The sequence below is a fragment of the Microbulbifer yueqingensis genome (assembly GCF_900100355.1).
GTDB classification, from domain to species: domain Bacteria; phylum Pseudomonadota; class Gammaproteobacteria; order Pseudomonadales; family Cellvibrionaceae; genus Microbulbifer; species Microbulbifer yueqingensis.
This window is the reverse complement of the sequence record NZ_FNFH01000001.1, coordinates 211,398-232,784: the sequence shown is the minus strand read 5'-3', so window position 1 is coordinate 232,784 and position 21,387 is coordinate 211,398. Positions and strand designations below refer to the sequence as shown.

The window sequence follows — 21,387 nt, the reverse complement described above, 5'->3', positions numbered from 1 at the left end:
CCACTAATTGTTTACGCAAGACCCGTTGAATCTCGTCTCCCGGAACCTTATCTACTGGAATTGACGGGACCGGGAGTGAAATTCAAGTCATTGATTCCATAGTAGAAGGGATAATTAGGGGTAACAAACCGATGGTTACACGCTGTACACAGTTCCTTTTGATCCTGTGCATGTTGGTGTCCGCCTCCGCCTGCGCGCGCGGCCTGCCGGACCTGACTGACCTGATTGAAAAAAACTCGCCGGCGGTGGTGAAAATCAACACCGTCGAGCGCGCCCAGGCGGCTGGCCGTGGCGTACCGCCGCAGTACCGGCAGGATATCCCGGAGATCTTCCGGCACCTGTTGGAGCCGCGTCGTCGCGAGCAGCGACCCGTCGCCAGCATGGGCTCGGGCTTCATAATTTCCGAAGATGGCTACGTGGTCACCAATAACCACGTTGTCGACGGGGCGGACCAGGTAATCGTTACCCTTCCTGACCGCCGCGAGCTGGAGGCCGAGGTAATCGGCACCGACCCGAGTTCTGACCTGGCCCTGCTCAAGGTGGATGCCGAAGACCTGCCCGCTATTACGTGGGGCGGCTCGGATGACCTGGAAGTCGGTGAGTGGGTGGTCGCGATCGGCTCCCCGTTCGGCCTCGACTATTCAGCCAGTGCCGGCATCGTCAGTGCCATTGGCCGCAGTATTCCCAATGAGAGCCAGGAGAATTATGTGCCTTTCATCCAGACGGATGTTGCCATCAACCCGGGCAACTCCGGGGGCCCCCTGTTCAACCTGAAAGGGGAGGTAGTGGGTATCAATTCGCAGATCTACACGCGCAGCGGGGGGTCTATCGGCCTGTCGTTTGCGATCCCGGCTGACCTGGCCCGCGATGTGGTCGCGCAGCTGAAGGAAAAGGGGCGTGTGGACCGCGGGTGGCTGGGTGTCGGTATCCAGAACGTGGATCGCAATATGGCCCAGGCTATGGGGCTGAAAAGGCCCAGTGGCGCCCTGGTGGCACAGGTACAGGCCGGTGCCCCGGCAGCAGAGGCGGGAATCCTGGCTGGCGATATCATCACCCACTTCGACGGTGAGAAAATTGATGTCTCCGGTGACCTGCCCCACGTGGTTGGTCGGACCCGCCCTGGCAGCGAGGTGACCGTGGAACTGATGCGCAAGGGCAGGGTAAAGCGGCTGGACGTAGTCGTCGGCGCACTCGCCGGGGACGAAGAGGAGCGACAGCAGGCATCGGTCAACCCCGCCGCTGACGCCGGCGGCCGGCTGGGACTGATGGTGGATGAGATCCCGGACGCATTGAAGCAGCGGCTGGGTGTGGAGTCCGGTGTGATGGTCAAGGAAGTGGTGCCGGGCAAGGCCGGGGCCAAGGCCGGCCTGCGAAGCGGGGATATCATAGCCCAGCTTGGCTTCGATGAGGTGGGCGACCTCGATGACTACCAGCGTATCGTCAAGGGGCTGCCCGGCAATGAGCTGCTGCCGATCCGCTTCTTCCGCGGTGGCCAGCCCACATTCCGCACCATCCAGATCGAGGAGGGCTGACCATCCCTCCCGGGAGGTGCCGGCCTCGCGCCGGCTCTCCTTCCGGCCCGGGCGCCGGGCCGGTGTGGAAGCTGACCGCCTCCCGTCGGCCCTGTCTGGTGAATAGCACTGCCCAGCAGCCACTGCCATCTGGTAGACTTGCGCCAACTCTATGGCGAGTCCGCCATTAACATTCTGATTTTGAAAGGGTTTCTACTCCGCAGTGGCAACAGATCTCTCCCATATCCGCAATTTTTCCATCATTGCCCATATCGACCATGGCAAATCCACCCTCGCCGACCGGTTTATCCAGGTCTGCGGGGGGCTGTCCGATCGGGAGATGGCCGAGCAGGTACTCGACAGCATGGACCTGGAGCGGGAGCGTGGTATCACCATCAAGGCCCAGAGCGTGACCCTTGATTACACCGCTCGCGACGGCAAGACCTACCAGCTGAACTTTATTGATACGCCCGGTCACGTGGACTTTTCCTATGAAGTGTCCCGTTCGCTGGCGGCCTGTGAAGGGGCCCTGCTGGTAGTGGATGCGGCCCAGGGGGTAGAGGCCCAGTCCGTGGCCAACTGCTACACCGCCATCGAGCAGGGCCTTGAGGTGATCCCGGTGCTCAACAAGATGGATCTGCCGCAGGCGGATCCCGACAAGGTGGCGGAGGAAATCGAGGACATTATCGGCATCGATGCCACCGAGGCCACCCGCTGCAGCGCCAAGTCCGGCCTCGGGGTGGAAGACGTACTGGAGGACCTGGTGCGACTGGTGCCGCCCCCTGAGGGTGACGTGAACGCCCCGCTGCAGGCGCTCATCATCGATTCCTGGTTTGACCCCTACCTGGGGGTGGTGTCGCTGGTGCGGGTGGTCCAGGGCACCCTGAAGACCAAGGAAAAGATCGTCACCAAGTCCATCGGCCGCGCGCACGTCGTCGACAGCGTGGGCATATTCACGCCCAAGCGGAAGGAGACTGGTGTACTGCGGGCCGGTGAGGTTGGCTTTGTGGTGGCCGGTATCAAGGAGATCCACGGCGCGCCGGTGGGCGATACCCTGACTCATGCCAAGGAATCTGAAGGCGTAGCCATGCTGCCCGGCTTCCAGAAAGTGAAGCCCCAGGTCTACGCCGGCCTGTTCCCGGTCAGCTCTGATGACTACGAGGCTTTCCGCGATGCGCTGGACAAGCTCTCCCTGAATGACGCCTCCCTGTTCTACGAGCCGGAGACGTCCGATGCCCTCGGATTCGGGTTTCGCTGCGGTTTCCTTGGCATGCTGCACATGGAAATCATCCAGGAACGCCTGGAGCGCGAGTACGACCTGGACCTGATTACCACCGCACCCACTGTCGTCTATGAGGTAGAGTTGACCGATGGCGAAGTGGTGACCGTCGACAACCCGTCGCGCCTGCCAGATGTGGGCAATATCGCTCAGATGCGTGAGCCCATTGTCGAGGCAAATATCCTGGTGCCGCAGGAGCACCTCGGTAATGTCATCACCCTCTGTGTCGAAAAGCGCGGGATACAGAAGGATATGCAGTACGCGGGCAGCCAGGTGTCGCTTCGTTACGAGCTGCCGATGAGTGAAGTGGTGATGGATTTCTTCGACCGCCTGAAGTCCGTGAGCCGCGGTTTTGCCTCGCTCGATTACAGTTTTGTGCGCTTCGACCCGGCAAACCTGGTGCGGCTGGATATCCTCATCAACGGCGATCGCGTCGACGCCCTGGCACTTATCGTGCACCGGGATACCGCCCAGCAGAAGGGGCGTGCGATGGCGGAAAAAATGAAAGAGTTGATTCCGCGGCAGATGTTCGATGTCGCGATCCAGGCGGCCATCGGTGGCCAGATTGTTGCCCGCACCACGGTCAAGGCCCTGCGCAAGAACGTAACCGCCAAGTGTTACGGCGGTGACGTGACGCGCAAGAAGAAGCTGCTGGAGAAACAGAAGGCGGGCAAACGCCGGATGAAACAGCTGGGGCGTGTAGAAGTGCCGCAGGAGGCCTTCCTGGCGGTGTTGAAGGTGGACCAGTAAATGTCGGGGGCCTGCCTTCGCCGGCCACGAGGACTATTGAACGCGTTGGTATAGGTTTCTGAGAATAATATGGATATCAATTTCCCCCTGATCCTCCTGTGGCTGGTTGTGGGCAGTGGCCTGATCTGGCTGGTGGACAGCCTGTTTTTCGCCCCCCGTCGCCGCCAGGCGGCCGAGGACCGGCCGGACCCGGTAGTGGTCGAGTACGCCAAGTCATTTTTCCCGGTGCTGGCGCTGGTGTTCGTGTTGCGCTCCTTTATTGTCGAGCCATTCCAGATTCCATCGGCGTCCATGGTGCCAACCCTGCAGGTGGGGGATTTTATCCTGGTGAATAAATACGCGTACGGCCTGCGGCTGCCGGTGTCCCGGACCAAGGTGGTGGATATCGGCGAGCCCGAGCGCGGCGATGTGATGGTGTTTTTTCCACCGCACATGAATGACACTTACTTTATCAAGCGCGTCATAGGCCTCCCGGGAGACCGTATCCGGGTGGAAGGCAACGTGCTCTATATCAATGGCAAGCGGGCGCCGCAGGAGCTGATCCAGGCGATACCGCCCGGCAACCCCCAGATGGAGGTGTTGTGGGAGGAAATCTACGGCCGTCGCCACCTGGTCGCGAAGAGCGTGAACCCGAGCCGTTTCGCCGATATCAATGAGGTGGTGGTGCCCGAGGGGCACTACTTCATGATGGGCGACAATCGCGATAACAGCCTCGACAGCCGCGAATGGGGATTTGTGCCGGAGCGCGATATTGTCGGCAAGGCCTTCGCGATCTGGATGCACTGGGACAACCTGTTGAGCATCCCCAGCTTCAAGCGGGTCGGCACCATTGAGTGACGCCCGTCGCCGGAAATTCAGTACCTACAATAACAAGACTGAGGGTAGTTATATGGGTGGCCAATTCGGATCTTCTCTCCATCGCCAGCGCGGCATGAGTTACTGGAGCCTGATATTGATTATCGCGGGGGCGGGTTTCATCCTGACCTGCGTGTCGAAGATGGGGCCTGGCTATATCGACGCCTATTATGTCGACCAGGGACTTAAAAAACTGGCCGAGCAGGACAACCTGCGCGACATGACGCGCGGGCAGATCAAGCAGGAACTCAACAAGTATTTCCTGATTAACAATGTCCGCGGCCAGCCTACGGAGTCCGTGCAGATTATCCGCGGCGCCGACAGCATACTGATCAGCGTCGATTACGAGGTGCGCCAGCCGCTGATCCACAACGTCGATGTGGTCATGCGCTTCAACAAGCAGCTCAATACCGCCAAGGCGGAGTTGTGCTGTGAACCGCTGGTAGACCTGGAGCAATTCCGCCAACGTGACTGACCTCTCTCTCGAGCGCCTGTGCCGCCGGCTGGGCCACAGCTTTGATCGTCCCGACCTGCTGGAACTGGCGCTCACCCATCGTTCCCACGGCAGCCTTAACAATGAACGCCTGGAGTTCCTGGGTGACTCGATCCTGGGATTCACCATCGGTGCCGCGCTATTTGACAGGTTCCCGCACGGCCGCGAGGGCCAGCTGACCCGCCTGCGCGCGCAGCTGGTGAGTGGCGAGACCCTGGCACAGCTGGCGCGAGAGCTGGAACTGGGCGACTGCCTGCGCCTGGGCGAGGGAGAGATGAAAAGCGGCGGGTATCGCCGTTCGTCTATCCTCGCCGATGCAGTGGAGGCGCTGATTGGCGCTATCTACCTGGATGCAGGCCTGGAGACCGCCCGGCAGCGGATCCTGGCCTGGTTCGCCTCACGCCTGGATTCGCTCTCGCTGGAGACCGCCAAGGACCCCAAGACCCGCCTGCAGGAATGGCTGCAGGCGCGCCAGCGCCCGCTGCCCGAGTACCGGGTAGTGGATGTGGCGGGCGCCGAACATGCCCAGAGGTTCGTGGTGGAGTGCCGTGTGAAAGGGCTGGCCGATCCCGTCAGGGCAGAGGCGGGCAGCAGGCGGGCCGCCGAGAAGGCAGCTGCCGACACGGCTTATCGCCGCCTCACCGGGCAGGACTGAAGCATTGCGGCGCGGCTGCGGATTTCTGTTAAAGTGCCCCTTTCCATATCTGCCCGAATTCCCGGTCCCGACAGGGTGCCCCGCGCACCCTACAATTGATGGGTGAACGACACCCGGAGGTATCCTTTGAGCGACCCTAACAAGCCGGCTACCCGCCGTTGTGGTTATGTGGCGATTGTCGGCCGGCCCAATGTCGGCAAGTCGACACTGCTGAACCACATGCTGGGACAAAAGCTGGCAATTACCTCGCGCAAGCCCCAGACCACCCGCCATAACATGCTGGGGATCAAGACCGAGGGTGATCACCAGATCATTTTCGTGGACACCCCCGGCTTGCACGCCGAGGCGGACAAGGCGATCAATCGCTATATGAACCGCGCGGCCAGCAGCGCTGCACGCGATGTCGACGTGGTGGTCTTCGTGGTGGAGCGTACCCGCTGGACCGAGGGCGACCAGCTGGTTGCCGACAAGCTGCGTGGGCTCAAGTGCCCGCTGATCATCGCGGTCAACAAGGTGGACCAGCTCGATAACAAGGGAGACCTGCTGCCGCAGCTGCAGGCCCTGGCCGACCAGCATCCCCGGGCCGAGATAGTCCCGATTTCCGCCCTGCGCGGCGTCAACCTGGACGCGCTCGAAGAGGTGATCGTGAAGCGCCTTCCCGAGGGAGAGCACTTCTTTCCGGAAGACCAGATTACCGACCGCAGTTCCCGCTTCCTGGCCGCAGAGATCGTGCGGGAAAAGGTGATGCGCCAGCTGGGGGCTGAAATCCCCTACCAGGTCACGGTCGAAGTCGAGGAGTTTGCCCAGGACGGCAGTGTCCTGCATATCAGCGCGGCCATCCTGGTAGAGCGCAGCGGCCAGAAGCGGATCCTGATCGGCAACAAGGGCGAGCGGATCAAGCAGATCGGCAGCCAGGCGCGCCAGGATATGGAGCGCCTGTTCGATAGCAAGGTAATGCTGAACCTGTGGGTCAAGGTGAAGTCCGGTTGGTCCGACGACGAGCGCGCCCTGCGCAGCCTGGGCTATCGGGACGACTGAGCCGCTGGCCCCCTTCGGTAAAATAACAGGCGCGGGTACCGGCGCAGCGCCAACCGCGCCTGTTCATGAGGCATGCTGCCATTTCCCGGTAGAATGGCGGGATAATATCGAGCATCTTCCCTGAGGCCCTCCGGGGCAGCCCGGCTACTGACTACTGAACCCCAAATGTCCCATCGGCAACCACTGCAACCGGCGTATATCCTGCACTCGCGGCCCTATCGGGATACCAGCCTGATACTGGAGCTGTTGACGCCGGAAGAGGGACGTATCAGCTGTGTGGCGCGCGGTGCCCGGCGCGACAAGCAGCGTCGCCAGCATGCCCTGCAGCCCTTTACCCCCTTGCTGCTCTCACTGATGGGGCGCGGAAGCCTTAAGACCCTTGGTCAGGTAGAGAACTCCGGTAGCCCGGCCTGGCTTCGCGGGCGCGCCGTGTACGCGGGCCTTTATGCCAACGAGCTGCTGGTGAGGACCCTGGCGGAGGGAGAGGCCCAGTACACGGTATTTGCCTGCTACCAGTCGCTGCTGCAGGCCCTGGCATCACTTGACGGAAGCAGTGCGTCTGCCCTTGAGCCGCCGCTGCGCCGGTTCGAGTTGCAGTTGTTGGGTGAGCTGGGCCAGTGCCCGGAGCTGGGGCACTGCGCCGAAAGCCGGCAACCGCTCAGCCGGGACGGGTTCTATCGCCTCGAGCCGGAATCGGGATTCGTCCCCGTGCACAGAGTGGGAGAGGCCCGGCTCGGGGATGATGAATATACCGGGACGGAACTGCTGGCCCTGGCGCGCGCGGCAGCCGGAGAGCTACCGGATGCGGCTGCGCTGCCGGCAGCAAAGCGGCTGACCCGGCTGCTGCTCAGCCCGCTACTCGGCACACGGCCATTGCGCAGCCGCGAACTGTTCCGGCAGGTCTACACGGGCCGCTGAAAGCCAGCTCTCCCGGCTGGCGGTCAGGCGCTGGCGGTCAGGCCGAACAGGATATCCAGGTCCTGCTCGGACGACCATTCCCGCAGCGCGCGGATTTCCCGTGTCACCGCCTCCACTTTCTGCTGGTCGATGTCGGGATTATCGTCACTCTGCTGCGGGCGCAGGTGCTCCTGCAGGGCTGCCGTGGCCTCACGCAGTCGCGGCACCCCGCAATAACAGCAGCCGCCGTGCAGTCGGTGCACCAGCTCGAACAGGCCGCGGTGATCGTTGTTGGCGCGGCAGCGGTTCAACTCCTGCTCGTCGGCAACCAGACCCTTGATCAGCATCTGCAGCATGTCCCTGGCGAGGGTGGCATCGCGGTTGCTTAGCTCGAGGCTTTCGGCGATATCAACCAGGCGCGGGTTACCCTGCTGCCGCGCTGCCTGGCCGCCCGGGACCAGGATTTTCATCCACCGCTTTACCATATTGTTGAGCTGGTTTTCGCTTACCGGCTTGCTGAGGTAATCATCCAGGCCGGCGGACAGCAGTCGCGCCTTTTCCTCTGCACCGGCGTGGGCGGTGAGGGCGATAATGGGCATCCTGCCATCCTTCTCGGCGGCACGGATCTTCCTGGTCGCCTCGATGCCGTCCATTCCCGGCATCTGGATATCCATAAAGACCATATCGAAGCGCTGTTGCCCACAGAGGCGGACTGCCTGCTCACCGCTGTCCGCGATGGTGACGTCGATCGCCAGGGCGCGAAGCAGTTCGCTGACGAGGTGCCGGTTTGCCTCGTGGTCGTCCACCGCCAGCACGCGCGGGGGCGCGGTCCACGGCAGGGTTGATTGGTTGGTGGTGGCGGGGCGGTTGTGGGCCTGCTGCGGCAGCGAACGACGCAGTGCCCGCAGCAGGTTATCGCGGGTGACGGGCTTGGCCAGGAAGGTCAGCACCCTGGTGCGCAATTGCTCGTAACAGCGCCGCAGTTCCACCGGCGAGCCCTGGATGATCACCCGGCACTGGTAGGTGTCCACCAGCTGCTGGATGGTGGCGACAAAGCTGGTTACATCATCCCCGGCAATAGCGGTATCGATAATGACTGCATCGGGGAGGGCGTCGTGATTCCACATCTGCTCCAGTGCAGGTTGCAGCGTGCTGGTGTCGTCGAGTTCGATGGCCTCGACCTGCCATTGCTTCAGGAGTTGGGAAACCTGCAGCCGGGTCATGCGGTTGGTGTCAGCCACCAGGATGCGGGTGCCCGGGAACTGCTCCTGGGCCGGTTGGTTGCGGTTGCGCTCCAGGTGCAACGGTATGTGGACCCAGAAGGTGGCCCCGCCTCCTGCTGCCTCGTCAATACCGATACTGCCGCGCATGCGCTCCATCAGGCTGCGGGCGATCGCCAGGCCCAGGCCGTTACTGCTGATCTGTTGGCCCGGGTTCTGGGCGCTGTTCTCCAGCAGCTGGCGCAGTTCCCGGCGCCCCTCTTCATCGATACGGTTGCCGAGGTCGGTGACGCTGATACGGACCACAATCTCGGCGTCGCGACTACTCTGCACGCTGGCCCGTACCGGGATATTGCCGTCAGTAGAGCTGCGCACTGCATTGCCCACCAGGTTGGTGAGCACCTGCTTGATGCGCAGTGGGTCGCCGATGAGTGTGGTGGGCAGCTGCTCATCGATCAGGGGCACCAGTTCAATGCGGTTCTCGTGGGCGAAAGGAGCGAGGATCTGGAGGGTCTCCTCGAGCAGCTGGCCCAGGTTCAGGGGAATGTGGTCGAGTACCAGGTTGCCGGATTCGATACGGGAGAAATCCAGCACATCATTGATAGTGGTGAGCAGGTTTTCCGATGAGCGCAGGATGGTCTGCAGGTAGTCCTGCTGCAGCTCATCGACCTCGGTCTTCAGCAGCAGGTTGGTGAAACCGATGATGCCGTTCAGCGGCGTACGGATCTCATGGCTGGTGTTGGCCAGGAAGGTGGATTTTACCCGGCTGGCCTCGAGCGCCTTCTTGCGCGCGAGATCCAGCTCGATATTCTGTTCCTCCATGCTGTCGAGGGACTGGCGCAGGTCGTCCATCGACTGCAGCAGGTTCGTGGTCGCCTCCTCCTGGTAGGAGGCGAAATTCTGTGCCATCTGGTTGATATGTTCTGCAAGCACATTCAGTTCGCGGTTTTCCCCCGGTGCGATACGCCGGTCGAGTTGTCCCTGGCCAATTTCTTCCACTGCCTTTCCCATGCGTTCGAGGTAGCGGGCGAGGCGCTCGGACAGGAATATTGACCAGGTCAGGGCGGCAAGCGTACAGAGGATCAGCCCGAGCAGCGCAGCCAGAGCCACCTGATAGGCGCCGATGGTGAAATAGGGGCGGTGCAGCTCGATAGCGATCCAGCAGGTCAGCTCACCGGCCCTGAGCGGGTGAAGCACCTGGATACCTGACCCTTTCTCAAATATGAAGCCTTCTTCCCGGTCTTTCAGGTGAAGGTCCGTAATGGGCGAGCGCGGCCGCGGTCCGGCGGTCGCCAGCACCTGCAGCCCGGTATCCGCGTCCAGCTGGTCACCCTTGATGGAGTAGATATGCACCGAGCGCACCATGTCCTTCTCGAGCATCAGTGCCAGCAGGCTCTTGTGGAGCCAGTCGAGCCGCTGTTGCAGGGGTTGGCCGTCGCTCAGCTCAATCAGCTCTGCGAGCTGCTCCGCACTGGCGTGGCCGTGGCTGAGCAGCAGCTGGCGGCGGTCGCTCACCTGTTGCTGGGTGAGCAGGCCACCGAGCACCAGGGCCAGGATCAGCGCTGGGCCCAGGGTCAGGCGGAATATCAGCGCGCGCAGTGACACCGCGCGGCTGGAGGGATCCGGGACTTGTACCGGTGGGGTGGGTACGGTCATGTTCGGAGAGCCGTTTTGGACATTATTTGATCCCGATTCTACCCCCCTGCGCCGCGGATCGCACTAAATAAGGGCAGATTGTCCCGGGGTCGCGGGCATGGGGCCCGGAGGGTAGAATGGCGCTCCTGTTTTTTGTACCCGGCCGCGAGCAGACTATGCATTACCCGACAATTGCCGACTGCGTGGGAAACACGCCCCTGGTGCGCCTCCAGCGCCTGCAGGGGGAGACCAGTAATACCATCCTGTTGAAGCTCGAGGGCAACAACCCTGCGGGTTCGGTAAAGGATCGCCCGGCCCTGTCTATGATCACCCACGCCGAGGCCCGCGGCCAGATCTCCCCCGGCGACACCCTGATTGAGGCCACCAGCGGCAATACCGGTATCGCCCTGGCCATGGCCGCGGCGATCAAGGGATACCGGATGATCCTGATCATGCCGTCGAGCGCTACAGAGGAACGCAAGGCCGCGATGACCGCCTACGGCGCCGAGCTGATCCTCGTAAGCCCCGAGGAGGGTATGGAAGGTGCGCGCGACCTGGCACTGCAAATGCAGGGCGAGGGACGCGGGCTGGTGCTGAACCAGTTTGCCAACGATGACAACCCGCGGGCCCACTACGAGGGTACGGGCCCTGAAATCTGGCGACAGACCGGCGGCCGCATAACCCATTTCGTCTCCTCGATGGGAACTACCGGAACCATCATGGGATGCGGCCGCTATCTCAAGGAGCAGAACCCGGAGATACAGGTGATCGGCCTGCAACCCACTGAGGGGTCGAGCATCCCGGGCATCCGTCGCTGGCCCGAAGAGTACCTGCCCAGTATTTTCATACCCGAGGAGGTAGACCGCGTGGTGGATATGGACCAGCGCGAGGCCGAGGAGATGGCCAGGAAACTGGCCAGGGTCGAGGGCGTGTTCGCCGGGGTTTCCTCTGGCGGCGCGGTGGCGGCAGCCCTGCGCCTGTCGGCCGAGGTCGAGAATGCCACCATTGTCGCCATTATCTGTGACCGGGGGGACCGTTACCTCTCCTCAGGCCTTTACAACCAGTAGCTGATGCGGGAATAGCAAGTAGTCCGATGGTACAAGTCAGAAAGCATCACTCCTTTGGCGCCAAGGGCGAACTGGACCTGGAGTCCTGGTTGCGCCACATCCAGACCCTGGCCAATCTCGACGGCGGGGTACTGGTGACCCTGCGCCGTGCTGCGGAGGTCAGCAGTGATGCCGAGCAGCGAGCCATCGCCGCGGAAAATATCTGGGCCGAAGGTGCCAGCAGCTATCTTACCGGCCTGGAGATGGCGGAGATCCTGGCGGACCTGCAGGTTGACGGGGAAGCACTCTGCGCCGCGGTGCTCTACCGAGCGGTGCGGGAAAAGCGCCTGCAACTGAAGGTCGTCGAGGAAGAATTCGGCAAGAAGGTCGCCAAGCTGATTCGCGGTGTGCTGCGGATGGCGGCGATCCGCAGTCGCAGCGCGGATACGGATTCCCACAGTGCCAGGGGGGCGGTCGAGGAGCACTCGGAAAATATCCGCCGGATGCTGGTGGCCCTGGTGGACGACGTACGGGTGGCGCTGATCAAGCTTGCCGAGCGCACCTGTGCCATTCGCGCCGCGAAAAACGCCGACCCCGCCAAGCGCCGCCGCGTGGCCCGGGAAGTGGCGGATGTCTATGCGCCGCTTGCCCACCGGTTGGGTATCGGCCATATCAAGTGGGAGCTGGAAGACCTCTCATTCCGCTACCTCGAGCCGGACGACTACATGCAGATTGCGCGGTTGCTGGACGAAAAGCGGCTGGATCGGCAGAAATACATCGACGAGGTGCTCGAGCTCCTGCGCGGCGAGCTGGTGCGGGCGGATATCGAGGGTGAGGTCTACGGGCGCGCAAAGCACATCTACAGTATCTGGCGCAAGATGCGGCGCAAGAACATCGGGTTCTCCCAGGTTTACGACATCCGCGCGGTGCGTATCCTGGTGCCGACCGTGCGTGACTGTTACGCGGTGCTGGGTATAGTCCATAACCTCTGGCGAAATATTCCGAACGAGTTCGACGATTACATTGCCTCTCCCAAGGAAAACGGCTACCGCTCGCTGCACACCGCGGTTATCGGTCCCGAGCGCAAAGTGCTGGAGGTGCAGATTCGCACCTTCGCCATGCATGAGGAGGCCGAGTACGGCGTCTGTGCCCACTGGCGCTATAAGGGTACGGATAAGGACTCCCAGGGCAGGGACAGTTACGAGCAGAAAATCTCCTGGCTGCGCCAGGTGCTCGACTGGCACGAAGAGGTGGGCGGTAACCCCCTCCAGGATGATCTCCAGTCCAGTGAGGCGGATACCCGTATCTACGTATTCACGCCTGACGGCCATGTGGTGGATTTGCCGAGTGGCGCCACGCCGCTGGACTTCGCCTACAAGATCCACACCGAGATCGGCCATCGGTGCCGCGGGGCCAAGGTGGATGGCCGCATAGTGCCGCTCAACCATGAATTGCAGACCGCCAACCAGGTGGAAATCCTTACCGGCAAGCGCGAGGCGCCGAGCCGCGACTGGCTCTCGCCGGGGATGGGTTACATCACCACTTCCCGGGCAAGGGCCAAGATCATCCACTGGTTCAAGCAGCAGGCGCGGGACCAGAATATTGCCGATGGCCGTGCGATTCTCGACGGTGAGTTCAAGCAACTGGCGCTGATCGATTTCGATTTCGCCGCCCTTGCAGCCAAACTCAACATGCATTCGCTGGACGACCTCTACGCCGCGGTCGGCGCCGGGGACATCGGCGTCGGCCAGGTGCTCAATGCGGCACAGCGGATGGTCAAGGTGGAGAAGGCGGAATCAGTGCCGTCGCTTACCGCCTCGGTGGCACGCAGTGATGGCCAGGCGGACGTTTATATCGATGGGGTGGGTAACCTGCTGACCCATATCGCGCGCTGCTGTAACCCGGTGCCCGGTGACGAGATCATGGGCTATATCACCCTCGGGCGCGGCGTCTCCATCCATCGCAAGGATTGCGCGAATATGCTGCGCATGCAGGCGGAGGAGCATGAGCGGGTACTGCAGGTGGAGTGGGCCGAAAAACCCCGCGAACTTTACGCGGTAGAAATCATGATCGAGGCCTATGATCGCCATGGCCTGCTGCGCGACATCACCGCCATGCTGGACCACCAGCGGATCAATATTACCGCCATGCAGACCTGCTCGAACAAGCACAAGCACACGGTGGATATGGTGCTCACGGCGGAGATTCACAATTTCGAGGAGCTGAGCCGCGTGCTGCACCGGATCAACCAGCTGCCCAACGTAGCCTCGGCCAAGCGCCGCGTGCTCCACTGAGCACACCGGGGTTTCGCCCGGCCCGAAGGGTTGGCCATCGATACCATGAAAAGATCGGAGCTGAGCGTGGCTGAGAAATATTCCGTTAATGACCTGCTGTACCTGATGGGGCGCCTGCGCGACCCGGATGGCGGCTGTCCGTGGGACCTGAAACAGGATTTCGCCAGCATTGTGCCCTCCACTATCGAGGAGGCCTACGAGGTGGCGGAGGCGATTGAGGCCGGCGACTTCGAACACTTGCCGGAGGAGCTCGGCGACCTTCTGTTCCAGGTCATTTTCTATGCCCAGCTCGGCCGGGAAGGCGAGCTCTTCGATTTTGACGGTATCGTCGACACCCTCGTGCGCAAGCTGATCCGGCGCCACCCGCATGTATTTCCCGAAGGCGAGCTGCGCGGATGGCGGGCCGCCCACGCGGTTGACGAGACGGAGGTCAAGCGCAACTGGGAGGCGATCAAGGCCTCTGAGCGGGGGGCCAGGGGAGAGGCCGGCGTGCTGGATGGTGTGGCCCGTAACCTGCCGGCCATGACCCGCGCGGCTAAGCTGCAGAAGCGGGCGGCCGGGATAGGCTTCGACTGGCCATCAGCCGACGGCGTGCTCGACAAAATCGAGGAGGAAATTGCCGAATTGCGCGCGGCGATGGCCAGCGGGAATGAAGCGCATGCGCGTGAGGAAGTGGGAGACCTGCTGTTCAGCTGTATCAACGCGGCGCGCCACCTGAGAGTGGACCCCGAGAGAGCGCTGCGCGATTGCAACCGGAAATTTGAACGGCGCTTTGGGGCTGTGGAAGCGGCGCTGGCCGCAGAGGGGCGCGGGCCCGCCGAGGCGTCCCTGGCAGAACTCGATGCCCTGTGGGTCCGGGCCAAGGAAGCAGAGCGAGGGGCCGACTGACGGCCCGGGCTGTCAGGTTGCGGACAGGGCGTTACTGCACTCACCGCTGGTCTCGTACTCGGTAACATTTGCCAGGGTTGTCTTGGCGATATTGCTGATGGCCTCGCGGGTAAAGTAGCCCTGGTGGCCGGTCACCAGTACATTATTGAAAGTCAAAAGCCGTGCGAACACGTCGTCGCGAAGAATCCTGTCCGAACGATCCTCGAAGAACAGTGTGTCTTCCTCTTCATAGACGTCAATACCCAGGTAGCCGATTTTCCCGCTCTTGAGCGCACTGATCACGGCAGGGGTGTCGACCACGGCCCCGCGAGACGTGTTGATCAGGCATACGCCATCGCGCATCCTGGCCAGCATGTGGCTGTCAATCAGGTGATGGGTCTCCGGTAACAGCGGGCAGTGCAGTGAAATGATGTCTGCCTGCCGGCACAGGGTTTCCAGGGGCACGTAGCGCATCCCCAGCTGGCGGCACTCCCGGCTTTCCTCTGGATCAGTGCCCAGCAATTCACACCCGAAACCATTCATTATCCGTGCGAAGACCGAGCCGATCTTGCCCGTGCCGACGACCCCTACGGTCTTGCCGTGAAGGTCAAAGCCCATCAGCCCGTCGAGGGCAAAGTTGCCCTCCCGTACCCGTGACTGGGCACGGTGGATTTTCCTGATCAGGCACAGTGCCAGCGCAGTGGCGTGCTCGGCAACGGCATAGGGGGAGTAGCCGGGCACATTTGCAACCAGGATCCCGAGCTCATTGGCCGCCTCGATATCGACGTGGTTGAAACCGGCGGAGCGCAGCGCCAGCATCTCCACACCCTCCGTGCGCATGCGTTTGAGCAGGGTGCGGTCCACCGGGTTGTTGACGAAAATGCAGAGCACGGGAGCGTCCCGGCGCAGTACCAGTGTGTCCTGGTCCAGTTCGCTGTCGATATAGGCCAGTTCATGGCCGAAGCGGCGATTGTAGCGTTCGAAGTAGCTCCGGTCGTAAGGGTGGGCCTTGTAGACGGCAATTTTCATTGAAATGCCTCGAGCGGTTGTTTTTTGTGCAGGTTGGCACTGACTAGCATAGCGTGAATCATGTGACTGGCGGCTGGAAGCGGTTCAGCGCCACGCCGCGTGGCAACCTTGCCCTGTCTGGGGTCTGCGTGTAAGGTAGCGCTCTTTTGGCGTGGCAGGCATTGACCCGCCGGTATAAATTAGAGGCAATCTGACTATGCGAATTATTCTCTTGGGGGCGCCCGGGGCCGGCAAGGGCACCCAGGCTCAGTTCATTACAGAGAAATTCGGCATCCCGCAGATCTCCACTGGCGATATGCTGCGAGCGGCAGTGAAGGAGGGGACCCCCCTGGGACTGCAGGCCAAGGAGGTCATGGCCGCCGGCAAGCTGGTATCGGACGACCTGATTATTGCCCTGGTCAGGGAGCGTATTGCGCAGCCGGATTGCGCCAACGGATTCCTGTTTGACGGTTTTCCGCGCACCATCCCCCAGGCCCAGGCCCTGCTGGACGCCGATATCAAGATCGATCACGTGCTGGAAATTGCCGTAGACGATGAAGAAATCGTCAAGCGCCTCTCCGGCCGTCGTGTGCACGAAGGATCCGGTCGGGTCTATCACGTGATTTACAATCCGCCTAAAGAAGAAGGCAAGGACGATGTTACCGGCGAGCCGCTGGTGCAGCGCGGGGATGATACGGAAGAAACAGTGCGCAACCGCCTTGCTGTTTACCACGAGCAGACTGAGCCGCTGGTAGGATTTTATCGCGAGCTGGCAGAGCGGGCTCCCGAGAGCGCCCCGACGTACAGCAAGGTCGCGGGTGTGGGCTCGATGGATGATATTCGCGAAAAGGTTCTCGCCGCACTCAGCGAGTGACCGCAGTAAGCGCGTGAGCAATTGCCGGGGGATCCGGGCGGATATCCCTGACGTATAAAAGCCCCCGATAGGGGGCTTTTTTTATGTGGGCTCCCGGACACAGGCCGTAATTGTGAACCGGCAACAACGCCCGCGAGGTACCGCGGGGAGTGAGATTGCGTGGGTGACCGCAGTTTTCCGCCTTGCTATGGTCTTCCTCGGCAAGCGCTGCGACCGCCGGTGCCTTTCAGATGTGCAACCGGAACCCGATAACGCTAGAGAGCTTTACAGGGGTGATACATGCCGACCGCCGTTATTCTTATGAACCTGGGGACTCCGGAAGAGCCTACGGCCCCCGCTGTGAGGCAGTTTTTGCGCGAGTTCCTCGGCGATCCACGGGTCGTGGAAATTCCCCGTCCCCTCTGGATGGCAATATTGCATGGGTTTGTGCTGCCGTTTCGCCCCAAGCGTATAGCCCCGGCTTACGAAGAGATCTGGAATCGGGGACTCGACGGAGAGCCGGTGGAGGGCTCTCCGATTCACTACTATACGCGCCGCCAGGTGGAGCTTCTGCAGGCTCGCCTCGCGGACAACCGGCCCGATATTACCGTGGACTATGCCATGACTTACGGCAAGCCCGGCCTGGATTCCACCGTGGCGCGCCTGCGCCGGGAGGGGTTCGACTCCTTCCTGATATTGCCTCTCTATCCCCAGTACTCCGCCACCACAACCGGGGCCATTTACGACCAGGTGGCGCGGATCTACCGCACCAATCGCGATATACCCGATATCAGCGTGGTGCGGGACTACTACCGGCATTCACTCTATATCCGCGCACTGGCCAACTCGGTGCGGGAACATTGGGAAACACACGGTGCCGCGGAAAAGCTCCTGCTGTCATTTCACGGTATCCCGAAAGCCAATGTGCGCAAGGGGGATCCCTATGAAACCCAGTGCCGGGAGACGGCGCGACACCTGGCAGCGGAGCTGGGCTTACCCGATGACCGCTGGCAGGTCTGTTTCCAGTCCCGTTTTGGCAAGGCGGAATGGCTGCAGCCATATACGGATAAAACCCTGGAGGCCTGGGGAAGGGAAGGGCTCGCGAGTGTCGATGTAATCTGCCCGGCTTTTGCCTCGGATTGCCTGGAAACCATCGAGGAAATTGCTGAGGAGAATCGCGCTAATTTCCAGAGGGCCGGCGGGGGCGAGTACCGCTATATCCCGGCACTGAACGCGCGGCCGGACCATATCGATGCACTCGCGGCAATTATTGAAGAGAAAATACCACTCGCCTGTTAAGCCCCCGAAGGGCCCCTTTTATTCCCTTCCGGAGAATTTTCGGCAAGCAAAAGGTGGAAAAAGGATTTTTTTACCGGAAAAGCTGGTTTTTTGTCCCATTTTTCTTGCAAAGCAGGTTTTTTTTATTAACTTAGATAAAGTTGCATGGAAATAGACCTTGTAACCCGCTCCCTGCCTGTTGCCAGCAAGCTGCCATCAGGTTTTTATCGGGAGGCTGACTGACGATTAGAGCGGCTTAAATGCCGACACATTTTCGGGTAGGTAGAAGTACTTCTTCTCAATTAAGGAGACAAGGGATGGCACGAGTAGCGAAAAAGCGCACAGCAAAAAAGAAGGCCACGGCCAAACGCACTACCAAGGCAAGTACTCCGTCCAAGCAATCGCCAGCGCTGAACAAGGCCCAGAAAGCAGCAGATTCTGCCAGCAAGGCCGTGGACGCCCAGGCCGATCGCGTGGCCAAGGCCAGGGAGCGGGCCCAGAAAACCGGGACCGCTGCATCCAAGAAGTCTTTGACCAGCGCCAACCAGAAATTAAAGGATTTGCGCGCCAAGTCCGCCTCCGCGAAGCTGGAGCTTGCGAAAGCAAAGGCAATGGATGCCGTACGCCAGGTGGAAGAAGCGGCCAAGCAGAAGCTCTCCGACCTGTCTGACAGCCTGTCGAGCAAACGGGAAAAAGATAAGAAGTCCGCGATGTCGGCGTATGAGAAGCGCTGGTCCAAATCCCGTGAAAAGGCAGATACCAAGAAGCTCAAGGCTGCGGAAAAGAAAGCCGATGCCAAGGTGAAGCAGGCGGCCAAGAAGGCCAATGCGAAGGTGAAGGAGCTGGACAAGAAGGCGGAGGCCAAGTCCAAGGCGGATGCCAAGAAGGCGGCGAAGAAGGCAGCGAAAAAGCCCTCGAAGAAGGCCGCGCGCAAGAAGGCCACCACCAAGAGCCCGGGCCGGCCGAAGAAGTCAGCATCGAAGGCGGGCAATGCCAGGAAATCGACGAGCCGCGGGCCGGGCCGTCCACCCAAGTCTGCGGCCGCGACCAAGAAGTCCAAGGCCAGGAAAACCACGGCGGTGAAGAAGTCCACCGCGCGTCGTGGCAGGCCGCCCAAGAAGAAAGCCTCCTAGCCGGCCAGTCCGGCACCAGCCCTGCAGAGCCCCGGTAGCACCGGGGCTTTTGCGTTTAGCCTCCCCCCGGGACGATTCCCCCGATGACGTACAGCGACGGACGTGCCACAATTCGCCCCTCGCAAGTTAAGGGATCCGCCAGCAGTGAAAATCCTCGCCCTCGACACCACCTCCGGCTCCTGCTCAGTCGCCCTCAACGATGGCGGCCGGCTCACGGAGCAGTTTGTCGCGGCAGAGCGCGACCATACCCGCCGGCTCCTGCCGATGGTGGACCGGGTGCTGGCCGAGGCGGGCCTCAAGCTGGCGCAGCTCGACGCCCTGGCGGTCAGCCGGGGCCCGGGTTCCTTCACCGGGCTGAGAATTGCCATCAGCAGCGTCCAGGGCCTGGCATTTGCCGCCGGCCTGCCGGTGATCCCTGTCTCCAGCCTCGCTGCCCTCGCGGCCGGCGCGCGGCGCAAGCACCCCGAATGGCACGCCGGCACGATTGTGGCCGCACTGGATGCGCGCATGCAGCAGGTCTACTGGGGGGCCTATTCGCCGGCAGCGCCGGCCGAGAGCATCGTGCCGGAGGCCGTAGAGGATCCCGCGGAGGCGACGGCCTCCCTCTCTGCGGCGGGCATCGAGGGTGCCCTGTACGGGGCCGGGCCGGGTTGGCATTACCCGGAACTGGCTGCGGCCCCCGTGGCCGCCATTGACCTCGATTGCCCCATCCACGCGCGCGATCTCGCCGAACTGGCGCTGCCGCTGGCACAGGCGGGCAAGGCGGTGAGCGCCGAGCAGCTGGAGCCCGTGTACCTGCGCAACGAAGTCACCTGGAAAAAGCGGCAGAAGATCCGCCCGCAATAAGCAGTAAACAGGTTAGCTATGGAAATTTTTCAGATTATTGTCCTGGCCCTGATCCAGGGGCTGACGGAATTCCTGCCCATCTCCAGCTCCGCCCACCTGATCCTGCCCAAGGAGGTCCTCGGCTGGCCGGACCAGGGACTCGCTTTTGACGTCGCAGTGCATTTCGGTTCCCTGACGGCGGTGATCTTCTACTTCCGCCACGAGGTATGGGCACTGCTGCGCGACGGTCTGGGCGGACTGGTGACCAGGCACTTTACGGACGAGGGCCGCCTGGCCTGGCTGATTGTGCTGGCAACGATCCCGGCGGGGCTGACAGGGCTGGCTTTCAAGGGCTTTATCGAGCACAACCTGCGCTCGGCAGCGGTGATCGCCGCCGCCACCATCGGCTTCGGGGTCCTGTTATGGTGGGCTGACGTGCGCGCCCGGCGTCAGCTGACCCTGGCCCAGCTCAACTGGAAAATGGCCCTGATGATCGGCGTCGCCCAGGCCCTGGCGCTGATCCCCGGCACCTCACGCTCCGGAATTACCATGACCGCGGGCCTGATGCTGGGGATGAAACGTGAGGCGGCGGCCCGGTTCTCCTTCCTGATGTCGATCCCGGTAATCGCACTCAGCGCGCTGCTGCTTACCTTCGACCTGCTTGCGGAGGAAGCTGTCCCCTGGGGCGATATCCTGCTGGGAGCGATGCTATCGGGCATCAGCGCCTATCTGTGCATTCACTTTTTCCTGCAATTTATCAGCCGCATCGGGATGGCACCTTTTGCCATCTATCGCCTGGTGCTGGGTGCGGCGTTGATCTGGATGATCTGGGGGTGATCGAGCGATGACGACGGTAGCTTTTCTCGGACTCGGCGTCATGGGCTATCCCATGGCGGGCTTTCTCGCCCGGGCCGGGCATTCTGTACGAGTCTACAACCGCACTGCCAGCCGCGCGGAACAGTGGGTCGGTGATTACCCGGGCACAGTCTGTGCGACACCCGCAGAGGCGGCTCGCGGAGCGGAGCTGGTGTTTGCGTGTGTGGGCAATGATCACGACCTGCGCGAGGTGGTGACGGGTGATTCCGGTGCCTTCGCGGGCATGTCGCCGGGAAGCCTGTTCGTGGACCACACCACCGCTTCGGCCGATGTCGCGCGCGAGCTGGCGGAAAAGGCGCGGGAGCAGGGTACAGGTTTCCTGGATGCACCGGTATCCGGCGGCCAGGCGGGCGCGGAGAACGGGGTGCTCACCGTAATGGTGGGGGGAGAGAAGGGCGATTACGAGCGCGCCCGGCCCTTTATCGAATGCTATGCCCGCGCCGTCAGCCTGCTGGGCCCGGTGGGGAGTGGCCAGCTGTGCAAGATGGTCAACCAGGTGTGTATTGCCGGTGTGGTGCAGGGTCTGGCCGAGGGGCTTCACTTCGCCCGGGCGGCGGGCCTGGATGCCGAGCAGGTTGTCGAGGTGATCTCCAAGGGGGCGGCCCAGAGCTGGCAGATGGAAAACCGCTACAAGACCATGCTGGCGGGTGAGTACGAGCATGGCTTTGCCGTCGACTGGATGCGCAAGGACCTGGCTATCGTCCTCGACGAGGCCCAGCGCAACGGGGCCCTGCTCCCGGTCACTGCCCTCGTGGACCAGTTTTACAGCGAGGTCCAGGCGCTGGGTGGCGGCCGCTGGGACACCTCCAGCCTGTTCGCGCGGCTGATGAACGTGCGCTCATTCGACTGAGGCATATAGCCGCCGGAATACGGG

The 21,387-nt window shown here is 62.1% G+C and carries 18 protein-coding genes; 16 read left to right on the top strand and 2 right to left on the bottom strand.

Annotation, left to right across the window (positions count from 1 at the left end):
• Positions 1-131 precede the first annotated feature (131 nt).
• The 7 genes from BLT26_RS01005 (at position 132) to recO (ending at position 7,499) form a co-directional block, all read left to right on the top strand.
• Entirely contained in the window at positions 132-1,532 is a 1,401-nt protein-coding gene (locus tag BLT26_RS01005; RefSeq protein ID WP_091506767.1) for a Do family serine endopeptidase, read from the top strand.
• A gap of 202 nt (positions 1,533-1,734) precedes the next feature.
• The gene (gene lepA / locus BLT26_RS01000; protein ID WP_091506763.1) at positions 1,735-3,540 is read left to right on the top strand and encodes a translation elongation factor 4; all 1,806 of its coding nucleotides are present in this window, start codon (positions 1,735-1,737) and stop codon (positions 3,538-3,540) included.
• Between the two features lie 69 nt (positions 3,541-3,609).
• Complete coding sequence (gene lepB / locus BLT26_RS00995) at positions 3,610-4,377, top strand: signal peptidase I (protein ID WP_091506760.1); 768 nt, start codon at positions 3,610-3,612, stop codon at positions 4,375-4,377.
• A gap of 52 nt (positions 4,378-4,429) precedes the next feature.
• A complete protein-coding gene (locus BLT26_RS00990) occupies positions 4,430-4,870 on the top strand; it encodes a DUF4845 domain-containing protein (protein ID WP_091508662.1) in 441 nt (146 codons plus the stop codon).
• On the top strand, positions 4,863-5,543 hold the full coding sequence (gene rnc / locus BLT26_RS00985; protein ID WP_091506756.1) for a ribonuclease III: 681 nt from the start codon (positions 4,863-4,865) through the stop codon (positions 5,541-5,543). The genes BLT26_RS00990 and rnc overlap by 8 nt, the downstream gene beginning before the upstream one ends.
• Before the next feature lie 126 nt (positions 5,544-5,669).
• On the top strand, positions 5,670-6,581 hold the full coding sequence (era, locus tag BLT26_RS00980; protein WP_091506754.1) for a GTPase Era: 912 nt from the start codon (positions 5,670-5,672) through the stop codon (positions 6,579-6,581).
• 165 nt (positions 6,582-6,746) lie between these two features.
• Entirely contained in the window at positions 6,747-7,499 is a 753-nt protein-coding gene (gene recO, locus BLT26_RS00975; RefSeq protein WP_091506746.1) for a DNA repair protein RecO, read from the top strand.
• Positions 7,500-7,522: 23 nt separating this feature from the next.
• On the opposite strand, the gene BLT26_RS00970 is transcribed toward recO, so the two are convergent.
• Complete coding sequence (locus tag BLT26_RS00970; RefSeq protein ID WP_091506742.1) at positions 7,523-10,354, bottom strand: response regulator; 2,832 nt, start codon at positions 10,352-10,354, stop codon at positions 7,523-7,525.
• A gap of 155 nt (positions 10,355-10,509) precedes the next feature.
• Here BLT26_RS00970 and cysM point away from each other — a divergent pair, with 155 nt between their 5' ends.
• From cysM to mazG, 3 genes are all read left to right on the top strand, one after another.
• Positions 10,510-11,400 carry a cysteine synthase CysM gene (gene cysM / locus BLT26_RS00965; RefSeq protein WP_175453008.1) on the top strand — a complete coding sequence of 297 codons (891 nt, stop codon included), beginning with the start codon at positions 10,510-10,512 and terminating at the stop codon, positions 11,398-11,400.
• Between the two features lie 26 nt (positions 11,401-11,426).
• Positions 11,427-13,673, top strand: coding sequence for a GTP diphosphokinase (gene relA / locus BLT26_RS00960; RefSeq protein ID WP_091506735.1), 2,247 nt, complete (start codon positions 11,427-11,429; stop codon positions 13,671-13,673).
• 66 nt (positions 13,674-13,739) lie between these two features.
• On the top strand, positions 13,740-14,561 hold the full coding sequence (gene mazG / locus BLT26_RS00955) for a nucleoside triphosphate pyrophosphohydrolase (RefSeq protein ID WP_175452992.1): 822 nt from the start codon (positions 13,740-13,742) through the stop codon (positions 14,559-14,561).
• Positions 14,562-14,573: 12 nt separating this feature from the next.
• Here mazG and BLT26_RS00950 read toward each other — a convergent pair whose 3' ends face one another.
• Positions 14,574-15,569 (bottom strand): 2-hydroxyacid dehydrogenase, encoded by a 996-nt coding sequence (locus BLT26_RS00950; RefSeq protein WP_091506730.1) that lies wholly within the window; start codon positions 15,567-15,569, stop codon positions 14,574-14,576.
• Positions 15,570-15,765: 196 nt separating this feature from the next.
• Between BLT26_RS00950 and adk the strand changes: the two genes are divergently transcribed.
• The 6 genes from adk to BLT26_RS00920 all read left to right on the top strand — a co-directional run bounded on the left by adk (position 15,766) and on the right by BLT26_RS00920 (position 21,363).
• On the top strand, positions 15,766-16,422 hold the full coding sequence (adk, locus tag BLT26_RS00945; protein ID WP_091506726.1) for an adenylate kinase: 657 nt from the start codon (positions 15,766-15,768) through the stop codon (positions 16,420-16,422).
• A 279-nt stretch (positions 16,423-16,701) separates the two neighbouring features.
• Entirely contained in the window at positions 16,702-17,700 is a 999-nt protein-coding gene (gene hemH, locus BLT26_RS00940) for a ferrochelatase (protein ID WP_091506722.1), read from the top strand.
• Between the two features lie 239 nt (positions 17,701-17,939).
• Entirely contained in the window at positions 17,940-18,812 is an 873-nt protein-coding gene (locus BLT26_RS00935; RefSeq protein WP_245720539.1) for a hypothetical protein, read from the top strand.
• Positions 18,813-18,956: 144 nt separating this feature from the next.
• Complete coding sequence (gene tsaB / locus BLT26_RS00930; protein ID WP_091506717.1) at positions 18,957-19,658, top strand: tRNA (adenosine(37)-N6)-threonylcarbamoyltransferase complex dimerization subunit type 1 TsaB; 702 nt, start codon at positions 18,957-18,959, stop codon at positions 19,656-19,658.
• 18 nt (positions 19,659-19,676) lie between these two features.
• A complete protein-coding gene (locus tag BLT26_RS00925; RefSeq protein ID WP_091506713.1) occupies positions 19,677-20,474 on the top strand; it encodes an undecaprenyl-diphosphate phosphatase in 798 nt (265 codons plus the stop codon).
• A 7-nt stretch (positions 20,475-20,481) separates the two neighbouring features.
• Positions 20,482-21,363, top strand: coding sequence for an NAD(P)-dependent oxidoreductase (locus BLT26_RS00920; RefSeq protein ID WP_091506708.1), 882 nt, complete (start codon positions 20,482-20,484; stop codon positions 21,361-21,363).
• Positions 21,364-21,387 lie beyond the last annotated feature (24 nt).

Excerpts from the sequence above, each read along its gene's own strand:
- BLT26_RS01005 (WP_091506767.1), top strand. The coding sequence starts at position 132 with ATGGTTACACGCTGTACACAGTTCCTTTTGATCCTGTGCATGTTGGTG.
- lepB (WP_091506760.1), top strand. The coding sequence starts at position 3,610 with ATGGATATCAATTTCCCCCTGATCCTCCTGTGGCTGGTTGTGGGCAGT.
- BLT26_RS00990 (WP_091508662.1), top strand. The coding sequence starts at position 4,430 with ATGGGTGGCCAATTCGGATCTTCTCTCCATCGCCAGCGCGGCATGAGT.
- recO (WP_091506746.1), top strand. The coding sequence starts at position 6,747 with ATGTCCCATCGGCAACCACTGCAACCGGCGTATATCCTGCACTCGCGG.
- BLT26_RS00970 (WP_091506742.1), bottom strand. The coding sequence starts at position 10,354 with ATGACCGTACCCACCCCACCGGTACAAGTCCCGGATCCCTCCAGCCGC.
- cysM (WP_175453008.1), top strand. The coding sequence starts at position 10,510 with ATGCATTACCCGACAATTGCCGACTGCGTGGGAAACACGCCCCTGGTG.
- relA (WP_091506735.1), top strand. The coding sequence starts at position 11,427 with ATGGTACAAGTCAGAAAGCATCACTCCTTTGGCGCCAAGGGCGAACTG.
- BLT26_RS00950 (WP_091506730.1), bottom strand. The coding sequence starts at position 15,569 with ATGAAAATTGCCGTCTACAAGGCCCACCCTTACGACCGGAGCTACTTC.
- adk (WP_091506726.1), top strand. The coding sequence starts at position 15,766 with ATGCGAATTATTCTCTTGGGGGCGCCCGGGGCCGGCAAGGGCACCCAG.
- hemH (WP_091506722.1), top strand. The coding sequence starts at position 16,702 with ATGCCGACCGCCGTTATTCTTATGAACCTGGGGACTCCGGAAGAGCCT.
- BLT26_RS00935 (WP_245720539.1), top strand. The coding sequence starts at position 17,940 with ATGCCGACACATTTTCGGGTAGGTAGAAGTACTTCTTCTCAATTAAGG.
- BLT26_RS00925 (WP_091506713.1), top strand. The coding sequence starts at position 19,677 with ATGGAAATTTTTCAGATTATTGTCCTGGCCCTGATCCAGGGGCTGACG.
- BLT26_RS00920 (WP_091506708.1), top strand. The coding sequence starts at position 20,482 with ATGACGACGGTAGCTTTTCTCGGACTCGGCGTCATGGGCTATCCCATG.